The organism is Burkholderia sp. LK4 (assembly GCF_001043615.1).
Classification (GTDB): domain Bacteria; phylum Pseudomonadota; class Gammaproteobacteria; order Burkholderiales; family Burkholderiaceae; genus Burkholderia; species Burkholderia cepacia.
Map to the genome: position 1 here is coordinate 1 of NZ_LDUL01000060.1, position 11,445 is coordinate 11,445.

Sequence of the window (11,445 nt, forward strand, 5' to 3'; positions counted from 1 at the left end):
ATTCTCGTGTGTGATACACACAACCTAAATTACTGCTTCTTCCAAGATTGGTTGTGCTGCGAAGCCAGCGCAACAACCCTCTTTGCCTGATGACCATAGCGAGTCGGTCCCACCCCTTCCCATCCCGAACAGGACCGTGAAACGACTCTACGCCGATGATAGTGCGGATTCCCGTGTGAAAGTAGGTAATCGTCAGGCTCCCTAAGCCAAGAACCCCCGCCCGAAAGGCGGGGGTTTTTGCATTTCCGGCGATGGAAATGCGTGCGGAGTACTCGGCATGGATGCTTGTCGCGCTGCATGCACTGATGCTTGCGATGCCGTCGAATGCGAGCGAGCAGAGCGCAACTTTTCGTCTGTTGTGACGGTTGTTGAAGTTACTTGCAGCGCCGCCGCGGACCATTTGCATCAAGGCGTGTGCCGAGATACTTCACGCCGAGCCATTACCAGACAACGGAGCGACGCAAAGGGGCCAGCGCTGCGTATTCCAGCTCCTTGTCCTCTTCTTGGGCAGCTGCACCATAGGGCTGCTCTCGCCAGTTCAGCGCGTTGTAGTCGGGCGTGATGATGACCCTTCGGGAATCAAAGTTGAACCGAAGATAGACGCGATCACCCGGCTTGAATCCGAACATCTCGAAGTGCGCGTCGATGGCGCGCATCCATGGCATGTACGGTTGGCCTTCCTGGGGAAGGTCAGGCTTGTTGCCGAGGGTCAGCTCAACCTTTGGATACTGTTTGAGCTTCTTGGGACGTGACTTACTATAGGCGTTAGCCATCTTCCGACTCCTTGTGCGAGTTGGTGGTGGTCAGCGGGTCGTATGGGTGGCAGCCCATGCGACCCGCGCTTTTACTGCTTTGCTCTCTCTTCAGCCTTCCTTCGAATTCGTGATAGCGACGCGGTCTTCTTTGTCGCGCGCTACAAGCAGTCTAGTTCGTGGCGCATCTCATAAGTCGGTGCATTCGTTAGATAGCCGATCGATAGATGCATGGGGTGGCCTTCTTGACGTGTGATCGGACAGCGCTGGTGCTTGCACCAGCAATCACTCGTGCTTATTACCCCATATGGCGGAACCCTTCATCCTCCGCCGATTTTTTGAGAGCCATCAGCTTTCGCCAGTCTTTTTCGTGTTTAATCGCCAGGAACCCTTGAGGTGTGCTCGCCTTTAGGACGAGACCCATATCCATTTGGGACAGGTGGTTTGTTTTTCGCGACCACGCATGAAGTGCGCTCCAGTAACCTGCAACGGTAAGGTCGAGCAGCTTTTTTTGAAGCTCGATACCATCGTCGACCTGCCCTTGTTTCTTGGCTTCGGCTTTTCTTTCTTGGAATGCTCCTTTTGCAATTGCGATCTTTCGGACGCTTTCGTCCCAAGGAAAATGTAATGCAGTAACGCTTTCCCAACAGGCTTCCTTCTTGCACCATTCTCCGACGTTCTTCACGCCAGGGGGGGGGAGAAGAAGTGACGCTTGAATGCTCGGCGCCAGTTGCTCAAGGCGGTTGGCAATTTCAGGACCAGCATCCTGATTGCTCCATATGCGTTCAAGATCGATTTCGCCACCGATCCTCCTTACGTCACGAAACAACTTGGCAATTGTGTAGGTGACGATGTTTGCACGGTAACCGCCCTCGTACCAATTTCCCCGGCCCGAATCGACGATGTCCTCCATCTTTTTCCAGATCAGGGCTACTGCAACCATCGATTTGAAATAGTTATCCCCGTAGTCTGGACTGATTCGCTCCCAATTTTCTGCTTCGCTCACGTCAGGACTCTTGGCCGAGAATCTGCCAGCAAACTTCGAGAAATTCTTCTGTGCGCCAAGACTTACCCAATATGGCTTTTCATCCCAAGTGTTGGCATATTTAGCAAGATCAGTTTTGCTAATTAGTTGATTTGGTGGGTATTCGTTCCCAAAAGCTGATTTTTCAGATTTGCTAAGGTATAGTCGCTCATTCTGGTATTGGCCGCGCGAGCGCTCGTAAAACCATTTGCTTTGAATTCGCTGGCCGACCTTTGCGCGCGTAAGCAGTCGTCGGGAAATTTCTTCCATTTTCCGATGGAAAGGATGATTCGCAAAGAAGTCAGCTGCTGCCACCTTGTTTTGAGTATTCGCAAATTCCGCTATAGAGGGTATCAGCTGTTGAGCTTTCGTCGGCCGTACTCGCGTGAGCTTCATTTGTACGGAAACTCCGTCCAAGCTGAGCTTGTCCTTCTTGCGCGCATTTAAAATGCTGGCAGTCGTTTGCCCTCCATTGACAATTTGAAGATCTGTGAGTCGAGTGATCATTGACTGTCCATGCATTGGCTCCACCCGTACGTCAGACGCTGTTGCCGAAATTCCGTTGTTGTATGCGAAAAAAAGATCTGGCTCGTCTTGAATAGTCGAACGAATTCCCTTATTAACACCGCCCTTCATGCCAAGAAAAGAGCGAACGTTACCTTCGAGAAGACGACTTCCATAGCGGTCGAAGAGATCTGCTAGCTGATCGCCCTTGATTATGCAAAGATACGAGTTTAAATCGTCCGTATGTGCCGCCTCAAGACAAGGGATTCCCGTTCCTCCGAGCTCTTCGAGATCGATCTCAACTGCTTCCCGTTCGCGGCTGGACTGATAGATAGCAGAAAGTCGCTGAAGATCCCAGATGTGACGTTCAAGCGGAATCCCGGCGACTTCACCTTGAAGCTCCTCTTTAAACCGACTGCTGAGCACCAGATTCGTAAAGATGTGAAGACGGATTCGGTTAATCCTGCGGGCGTCGTTGTTCAGTTGCAGAGCAAATTCATAGGCTGGATTGGCTTCTGCGATGCGCCTGTAGAGATCATTTTCGATTGCCTCGCGCACGAAATTCTCCATCCATCCGGATAGCTGCTCTACCGTGCTCTTGGACAGAGTGGATGGGGTAAATGTGTCTTCCCACTTGCCAATAACGATGCCGATGCTGCCGTCAGACTCATCGAAGTGAGTGAACCCATGAAGCTTCAGTGTTTTATTTTTGGGGCCGCTACCCTGGTAATCAGTCTGCTCGAATTCGCCGAATGCTGGATCCTCTTCGAGCCGTTCAGCCACCTCATTGACGAAGGCCAACGTATCGACAAGGTGATTTGCCTTACTTCGGCGCGCCACCAACTGACTCAACTCGTTGAGAAAATATTCAGGCTGCATCGCGTGTCTCCGGAATCTGAAACTGCGCAATTGAGGAAAGCAATATCGAATAGGTCAGGTCGACAATCGCGTCAGGCACGTCTGATCTAATGAGGCGGGGAAAGTCATCGCGAACCGCGTAGCGACTGCTTGCCATCAGAGTAAATGACACGCCTAGGTAATGATCGTGCTCGACGTATCCGGCCTCGATCAGCTTGGATCGAAAGGTGTTTAGCGCGTCCGACTGTTCCGCGAGTCGCTGTTCGATGCGGTTGGCTAGAACGGGTAGGCTGATTGCCCCGACCTCGGTCGGCGAACTCTCACGAAGCACATACACATGAAGCTCTAGAGGAACTTCCGCATACAACTGCTCTGTCGACGTGATGCACACCTTGTCCGCGGTAGGTGAAACAGCCTTAATTTCCACCGCACGATTGGCAAACAGGAAATCTTGGTCTGTGCCCGACGGGCCCACCCAAGACATCAAGGGCATGGCTGGGTCTTCAGGATGGTGGATCATGAACGTTTCGAGCGCCAAGAGCTCCGCAATCAGGCCCTTAACCTGGAAGTTTTGGAGGAGACCGGATGTGCCGTCCCGAAGAAGTCGCTTCCACAGTAGCAGGCGTTCCCTGAAGAGCGAGACAAGAGCCGTTTCGGTGGCCACATGCGTCGCGGCATCAATCAAGTCTTGGCAAAGTCGACCGAATACCTGCTCCAGTTCCGATGCTGATAGGCGCAATGCCATCACCCAGCTGCCACCGGCACGGAGGACGCGAATGTAGTTGAGCGCACCTGTGTCGGCATCGATGGCCGGCGGCCGCATGCTTACGCCCACAGCGAGCATCACCGATCCAGTTGCATCAACGCCAGCATAGATTTCAAAGGGATGGTGCGGATCAATTCGAACTAGCCTGAATTCTCCTTCGGAGATTCGGTTTCCGGTTTCTTCCTGCCTGATCGCGCGCCAGAGCGCTTCAATCCGTGTCAAGATCATCCTCCTCTTCATCACCAAAGAGATCACGCAGCGCAACCTGGTTCAGCCGATATACGACTTTCTCGCCTTTGGACATCGGGTCGAAGTCTGGAAAGCTGAGGCTAATTGCGACCATTGGGGCGGAGCCCACTTCGTCGACGGTCAGCATCTTGTCCGAATTTTTTCCGCTTGGTGCCTCGCACTGAATGAAGTGAACCGTGAGCAATGGCGTGGCGCGATAGCGCCGGTACATGTACCCAGGCGTACTCTCACCCTTCTTCGAGTCCTTGGTACGCTCCTCTTGCCAAGCGCGGTCGGCATCTTCGCGCTGCGAATCCTCCATTTCCACACGCTCATCGCTTGTATCACCGACCCGCTGCTTGTTGAGCCTCAGGTAGGGGACGCCCTTCGCTGTTCGTTCGAACTGGCGCTTCCGGCATCGCACGCCACCTGTGGGCCCGCCGGAAATTGGCACTTCGATGCCTGGGACGACATCCCCCCGCCCTTGAGGTATGCAGACGTCCCAGTGATCCAGCTGGTCGTAGCTGTTCTTCTCAATGAAACGAAATAGCGGTCGGTCCCCTTTGTCGACATCAGGCAGGAAGGGCATGTTCATGTTGCTGATATTGAGCTCGGAAAGGAGAGCGGCGACTCGCTTCTTCGGAACGTTCTTCCATATGTACCGATTGCCCTTCAGATCGGCCTCGCCTTCGTCGCGAACAAACACTGCAACCCGGTTTATGTTCTGCTCATTGAGGAGAGAGGCCTTCGGAATGAAGGGCGTTTCCGCGCCGAATGCGCTGAAAGATATCGAGTGCGCGACATCGCGGGCGCTCCGCATCTTGTTCTGGGCCGTCACGATCAGCGTATCCGGATGGGACTTGACGCGAATGCCGAATTGCGAGGGCGGGAGCCGGTTGGCGCTCATACGCTTGAAGTCTGTACGAAGCTCAGCTACTGCTCCTGCAATGTGTGCGTACCAATCTTGCGCCTCAGGATCCATCCAGATCCGGAAGAGGTCTTCGTATCCCTGTCGGTAGCCGAACCATCGACCCATCTGAAGAAGGGTGTCGTAGGCCTTAGAATTTCGATAGAAGTAGCTTACGCAAAGCCCCTCAAGTGTTAGTCCTCGCGATAGCGTCAGCCCGCCAACGGCAATTACACGTCGGCCCTTTTCGGTACTCTTAAATTTGGAATAGTCGAGTTTTTCATCCTGTGCGGATTTCTGATTGATCGTGACGACCTTGATCGATGCAACGGCCTCGTACAATTTTTTCCGGACGTCGTCCCAAGTCACTCCGGCATCGGAGAACTCGCTCTGCCAAAGGCATTCCAGCTGTACTAGATCGGGATGCTTGCGCCATGACATGCTGAGTACGAACTGGCGTATCTCTTCTTGGAGGCTCCAGAGATAGTTGCGCACAATCGTCGCCACTCGAGCCTGTACATCGGTAAAACGGCTGACGTTGATTAACATGGAGCGGTGGCGTAGCTCCTCTTCTCGAATGTCACGAATTGCACAGCTCAGCAGGAAGACTCGTACGGCATTCTTGAGACTGTCCGGAAGTTCGTTGACCGGATAATCCTTCCGGTGGATATAGGGGAAGCTGGCTTCGGCATCATCGATGTCACGTAGCTGATGATAGTGCTTACCATCTTCGAGAAAGATGCTGCTGGCACCGATGTAGTGCGACGGCGTGTTCAGGCTGTAAATGAAATTAGAGGGAAAGAGGTCCGTTTCATTGTCTGGATTGATAAAGACGTTCGCAAACGGCGTCGCCGTATATGCGACATACGAAGAACAGGAAAACTTGCCGATAATGCACCGGATGAGGGCATTGATTGTGGCAGGTTCCTCTCCTTCCTTGCGTACATTCACAGACGCGTTATCTGCTTCGTCGTCGATGACCAGCAGTGGCAGCGGATGCTTTGAGTGACCCGACAGTCTCAGTTGCGCTTCGAGCCACCCTGCAAGATTTTCAAGGGGGGACTTGTTCTTCTTCATTACGAACAGAATCGGTTCACTGATATTGGAAAGCGGTATCCCCCCAAGGATCCTGGCGTTGTTTGTCAGAAAATCGAAATCCACTGATGTAAGAACATTCGCCGATTTACTTCGATAGATGCCAGCGCCAATAGCCTGCATATCTCGGCTGTTTCCAAAGATGTCGCGGCTGTCCCGACCCACAAACCCGGAGTCCAGTCTTTCCTGCGTCTGGCGGCGTAGATCCTCAATCATGCCTGTCAACAGGACGATTACGCGATACCCTGCATCGGCAGCCTTCGCTATCAGGCCGCTGTAGCTTGCTGTCTTTCCCGACTGGACATCGCCCATGACAAGCCCGCGGATGTCCCAAGATCCGGACCACGCGGGATTTCCGCATTCGGTCAGAATGTTGTCTGTGTCCTCATCAAGAACTTGGACTACGTTCGGACTCCACCCTTGCGAAGCAAGCAACCGCTTGTAGCTGTCCCAATAGTGCCATTCGATCGTACCTTTTGCGTCGGAAACCCATGGCGCATGGGCGCTTTGTCGGATGACCTCGCCGACGGCCATTCGAATGCCAATCGTCGACTCCAGCTTGTTGCGTACGCGCTTGAGTCCCTCTTGGCCAAGGTTGGCGTCCACCTTGGATAGCATGCTCAAGACCTCCTCAAGCAGTACGTCGGTCAACGGACGTCCGTTGATGATGCTCATCGCCATGCCAACATGGTCAATCGAATAGTCATTCATCAGCCAAGTTCCTTGCGAAGGATGTCGTGGTATTGCGGGAACCTTCCAATGGGATCGAGTGCCATCACTGTCTCGATATTCAACTTCGTTACTTCCATTATCCTGCTCGCCAACGTAAGAATTTCGGCCTGCTGGTCGGCCGTGTCGGTGGACCGCTTGTCCGAGCACATATCCGAATAGATGGATTCGAACGGCAGCGCAACGGCAATCAACTCGAAAATCTGCTGCAATGCCTTCTGCGAGGCCATATCTAGGTTATCGGACAGCTTCCTGATAACTGGATGGTCGGAATTTAGCTGGTAGCGGAAGGTGCCGTGTGACGGTTCCACTCTTTCCCAAAGGGGATGAAAGCCGCTCTGCAGCTTTTGTTTTCTCCCTGGGTATGTGATGGTCGTTCGGCTCGTGTTGGCGAAGTGGGGGATTAGGTCGCGTAGCCGGTTCCGGATGATGTCAGGTGGGTACGCGGCCGACTTCTTGATGTCGAGCGACCAGAGGTGGTCGAGGGAATTCGGAATATCTACTTGCACTCGAGTTAGTTTGAAGAACTCCTCCTTCGGTGCCAGCCTGAACCAAGTACCCCAGATTACTAATCGTCTATTCCGGTAGACGTAAAAGCCTTGGTTGCTGCGAAGCCCTTCTCGCCCTCCTGCAACGTTGATCTGATCAGCGGTCAAATGGCTCATGTGCGGGAGAACATATGGCTGCACTGTGATCAGTTCGCGCTCGATCCGAATTTCTTGTCCCTCCAGCGGTTGCGTGAAGCTATTGTCCTTAAGAAAGGGGTCCAAGGACTTCAGTTTCAGACCGTTTACGGTAATGTCGATGGCTTGGGATGGCCCTTCCTTTCGTGTGAACCGATGGAATACAAATGAGAGATGATTATAGAGATCCGACATGCGGCTTTTCATCTCTTCTGCAGGATTGGTCGACCCTGACATGAGCCTGTCGAGAGATTGCCAGACCACGAGCGTTCCACTCTTCGAGGATATAAGGTGCTCGTACATCGGGAGCCGCTCCTGTTCGTTTCTCGAAGGAACGACCACTACCCACCGGTTCTCAGCTTGCACGAAATCGAGATCCCAGCATCGAGCATGTATATTGTCGCCCTGCTTGCTGACGACAGTCAGCTTGCGACACTGTGCCAGCGACGCAGTTTTTAGACCTAGTCCAAATCGACCAAGGTCCTGCGAGGATCTGATCTCCGCAGGATTGCGGCTTCCATGTCGCATGGCATTTGTCAGCTCTGTCGCATCCATGCCATGACCATCGTCAAGAATGGCGACGAACGGCTCTTGCGATGCGTCGTATTCGATACGAACCGTCGACGCGTTGGCAGAAATGCTGTTGTCGACAAGATCCGCAACGGCAGTTTCCGCTGTATATCCGATCGCACGCATTGATTCGATGAGACTGGCTGGATCCGGGAGTACCTCTAGTGTTTCAGTCAAGATTGGTAACCTCGAGTAAACAAATACGAACAGCAACCGGAATAGCGAGGGCTCGCTACTTCACACCCCCAATAAATTGGGGCATGCGGAGCCGCACCAGGCCATGAGCGATACTGACAACTCACATGGACAGATCGGATCATCGAGACAGCGTACCGACTAAGGAGCACGGAAACCGAGTCGAATCTGACGGCCGGCGAGCAAGCGAGGTTTCATCGTAGACGCCCAGAGGCATTCCGGTGGCGCTGGCCGTGACAGGTGCCAAGCGGCATGAACTAGTGGCGTTCTAGCGGACGATTTATGCAATCGCGGCTGTGGCGAGTTGGAATAACGACGATATGATTTCGACCATAGCGCATGAGCGCACGCATCGCTCGACGAGGCGCTAAAAGCAGGGGAAGATTGTACGATTCCCGATGAGTGACCGAACGTGTCTATGCACAGCTTGCCTGCTTGGGCAAATTGCGTGCTTGTTTCAAACGTTGGTCCGATATTCATTTTTCTGGGCATTCGCTCGGGGCTGCCATCGACTGCCCTCGCTTCCTCGACGAATTGTTTTAGCGACGCTAATTCAGGAGCTGGTCAAACTCCTGCTTGCAGCGAGATTTGGTGGCCCACTAGCCAGACACAATCGGCAATATATACCGAGTAGATATGTCCGTGAAATTTTTTCGAACGAAAGAGCGAAAATTTTCAGAGATATTGACGCATCTTTACACAAAAGTAAGGCGTTGCTGTACGTGCAACAGCACGCAGCTCGGCTACGCCATCCGAATGAACTGGGCGACTAGAGACGCAACCTTGCTTGCCAGCAGCGGAGGAACAGCGTTGCCGACTTGGTGATACTGCTGAGTACGGTTGCCCTCGAAAAAGTAATTGTCGGGAAACGTTTGCAGCCTCGCGGCCTCGCGCACAGTCAAGCTACGGCACTGCAGAGCGTCATAATGGATGAAGTAGTGGCCATCCTTAGATATGTGGCTGGTGATGGTGGTCGAAGGCCGCCCGGCCATTTGAACGCGAAATCGGTCAGCAAAACTGCCGGTCTCCCAGTTTTTGTGCTCGGGCCGCAGCATGTCAAGATCGAAGTCGGCATGCCCCTTGGGAGACGTCCCCAGCACCTCGGCAAACGCTGCGGCATACAGATAACGCCCGAGGTCGCTACGCATGTGCCCCCGTGCTTCATGATTGAGCCATAAGCCGGCCAGCCGCTCGTCCCGCAACCATTCATCCAAGGCTCGCACACCGGTACGTCCATCGTATCCGACAGCATCGTCGACATATCGTAACCCCCCGGTGTGTTCGGACCGCAGGTCGGAATTGGCAATCCCGTTCAGGATTGGCTGGAGTGTACTACGCGCCTGCCTAGCCAGATTGGCGGCATACCAATGAACAGCCGCTTGCCAGTTTTTCGGGCTGTCCGCTTCCTTACTAAGCCGGCTGCGCAGTGGTGGCAGGGTACCTATCACTTGGCCAACGCTCACCTCTTCGGCCACCGGTGTCAGGGTCGGATGCGGTACATCGCGATGAAAGTCCTCGCGAATGCCCAGCAGGATGACGCGGTGGCGCGCCTGCGGGATACCAAACTGTTCGGCGCGGATAATGTAGTCAGCCGGGTTGATGGCCGCAAGATCATCGCCGGAGTGAAACTCGGTATCACAGACCAGCGAGCAGATGCGATAGCGCAAATCATGCTCGTCCAAGCCGAGTGCCTCACCGGGAGCGGACAGATCGCGCAGGATCGAATGAAAAATTTGCTCGTTGCCGACCTTGGCGGACAGGATGCCCTTCACGTTCTCCATCACGAACACCGCCGGCTGGTAGCGCCCAATAATATTCAAGTATTCACGATACAAGAAGTGGCGATGATCATTCTCAGGACGGTATTCCTGAATACCTTTGTTGCGTGCGCGCCCAACTAACGAGTAGGCTTGGCAGGGCGGCCCGCCGATCAGCACCCACGGCTGCGCCGGGCCCAACCGCTTCCCATCCAGTATTTTGTAAAGCTGGCTGTTGCCAGCGCTGCTGCCCAACTCGATGATTTGAGCCTCGGCGTTGGCGTAATCCCACGCATGTTTGCTATCCTCGCTTACGGGCGAGTTACTTTGCCCGCGACAATAGGCAAAGTAGTCGTGCAGTTGTTCTGGCTGATTGCGCCTTAGGTAACGGTAAAAAGCGCGTAGACGAAGCGTCTCTCGAGCTACCGGGTCCTTTTCGGCAGATACAACGATGTCGAAATCATCATCGTGACTGGCAAAGCCCTCGCCCAAGCCTCCGGGGCCCGCAAACAGATCTACAACAAGGGTCATTGGATTACGGTAAAGTTTTCGAGATCGCCAGGATACCAGGATCGACAGCGCAATGACAGACGTGGTCGACGAGCAAACCCGCTCTCGTATGATGGGTAACATCCGGGGCACAAATACACGACCGGAAATAGCGGTGCGGCGTGTGCTTCATACAGCCGGACTGCGCTACCGGCTGCATGTTCCCAACCTTCCGGGCAAGCCGGACATTGTGTTGCGGCGGCACAACCTGTGCATCTTCGTTCACGGATGCTACTGGCATCGCCATGCGGGCTGCAAATTCACCACGACACCTGCCACGCGCGCAGAGTTTTGGCAGGAAAAATTCAAGCAGAATGTCTTGAGAGATCAGGCTGCTATAGAGTCGCTGCAACAACAGGGATGGCGTGTGTTCATCCTGTGGGAGTGTGGCATCAGAAAACAGTCGCTTGACTGGCTACCAGCCGCAGTCATCAGTGGAGTTGAGTGGCTTGAATGGCCGCCTCTCATCAAGCTTGAGGTAGCAGGGGAAGCACAGTCTAACTGTTGACTGCCCGCAGGAAATCGTCTCCACAACGACGGATATGCGATCCATAGTTGGAGCTCGACTTCGAGAATCAGAGCGCGAGTGCGACGGGACACGCACCGAACACCTTGGGTAAGTTCCCTTGTCGTGATGTTCGGCGCTAGGCCAGTCGCACCTACCCTAGCGCCCGACGGACGTGCAGGGAGACGGAATTAGTTAGACTGCGCCCCCTTGAGAATCAAGCACTTGCTAACGAATTCGGTCCGTCTCTTTGACCGCCCGAACCGAAATAGTTGAACTGGCCGGGTTTGTGACACGAATTCGTTAGACTGGGATGCTCGTCC

At 53.9% G+C, this 11,445-nt stretch carries 7 protein-coding genes and 1 rRNA gene; 2 read left to right on the plus strand and 6 right to left on the minus strand.

Going from position 1 to position 11,445, the window contains the following annotated elements; all coding sequences use genetic code 11:
* Positions 1-85: 85 nt before the first annotated feature.
* Positions 86-198 (plus strand): 5S ribosomal RNA (gene rrf, locus VK92_RS27545).
* Positions 199-440: 242 nt separating this feature from the next.
* On the opposite strand, the gene VK92_RS27550 is transcribed toward rrf, so the two are convergent.
* The 6 genes from VK92_RS27550 to VK92_RS27575 form a co-directional block, all read right to left on the minus strand.
* Entirely contained in the window at positions 441-773 is a 333-nt protein-coding gene (locus VK92_RS27550; protein ID WP_048025593.1) for a hypothetical protein, read from the minus strand.
* 277 nt (positions 774-1,050) lie between these two features.
* Positions 1,051-3,159 carry an AIPR family protein gene (locus VK92_RS40745; RefSeq protein ID WP_082160903.1) on the minus strand — a complete coding sequence of 703 codons (2,109 nt, stop codon included), beginning with the start codon at positions 3,157-3,159 and terminating at the stop codon, positions 1,051-1,053.
* Positions 3,149-4,126: a PD-(D/E)XK motif protein gene (locus VK92_RS27560; RefSeq protein ID WP_165589105.1), complete on the minus strand. Its 978-nt coding sequence runs from the start codon at positions 4,124-4,126 to the stop codon at positions 3,149-3,151. The genes VK92_RS40745 and VK92_RS27560 overlap by 11 nt, the downstream gene beginning before the upstream one ends.
* Positions 4,113-6,845, minus strand: coding sequence for a Z1 domain-containing protein (locus VK92_RS27565; RefSeq protein ID WP_053076306.1), 2,733 nt, complete (start codon positions 6,843-6,845; stop codon positions 4,113-4,115). The genes VK92_RS27560 and VK92_RS27565 overlap by 14 nt, the downstream gene beginning before the upstream one ends.
* On the minus strand, positions 6,845-8,293 hold the full coding sequence (locus VK92_RS27570) for an ATP-binding protein (RefSeq protein ID WP_231600706.1): 1,449 nt from the start codon (positions 8,291-8,293) through the stop codon (positions 6,845-6,847). Before VK92_RS27570 ends, VK92_RS27565 begins: the two co-directional genes overlap by 1 nt.
* A 761-nt stretch (positions 8,294-9,054) precedes the next feature.
* A complete protein-coding gene (locus VK92_RS27575; protein WP_048025597.1) occupies positions 9,055-10,599 on the minus strand; it encodes a DNA cytosine methyltransferase in 1,545 nt (514 codons plus the stop codon).
* Between the two features lie 52 nt (positions 10,600-10,651).
* On the opposite strand from VK92_RS27575, the gene VK92_RS40750 reads away from it, so the two are divergent.
* Positions 10,652-11,125, plus strand: a complete 474-nt coding sequence (locus VK92_RS40750) for a very short patch repair endonuclease (RefSeq protein WP_082160905.1) — start codon at positions 10,652-10,654, stop codon at positions 11,123-11,125.
* The last annotated feature ends 320 nt before the right edge of the window (positions 11,126-11,445 follow it).

What these genes read in the sequence shown, in the direction of transcription:
- VK92_RS27550 (WP_048025593.1), bottom strand. Translation starts at nt 773, where the DNA reads ATGGCTAACGCCTATAGTAAGTCACGTCCCAAGAAGCTCAAACAGTAT.
- VK92_RS40745 (WP_082160903.1), bottom strand. Translation starts at nt 3,159, where the DNA reads ATGCAGCCTGAATATTTTCTCAACGAGTTGAGTCAGTTGGTGGCGCGC.
- VK92_RS27565 (WP_053076306.1), bottom strand. Translation starts at nt 6,845, where the DNA reads ATGAATGACTATTCGATTGACCATGTTGGCATGGCGATGAGCATCATC.
- VK92_RS27575 (WP_048025597.1), bottom strand. Translation starts at nt 10,599, where the DNA reads ATGACCCTTGTTGTAGATCTGTTTGCGGGCCCCGGAGGCTTGGGCGAG.
- VK92_RS40750 (WP_082160905.1), top strand. Translation starts at nt 10,652, where the DNA reads ATGACAGACGTGGTCGACGAGCAAACCCGCTCTCGTATGATGGGTAAC.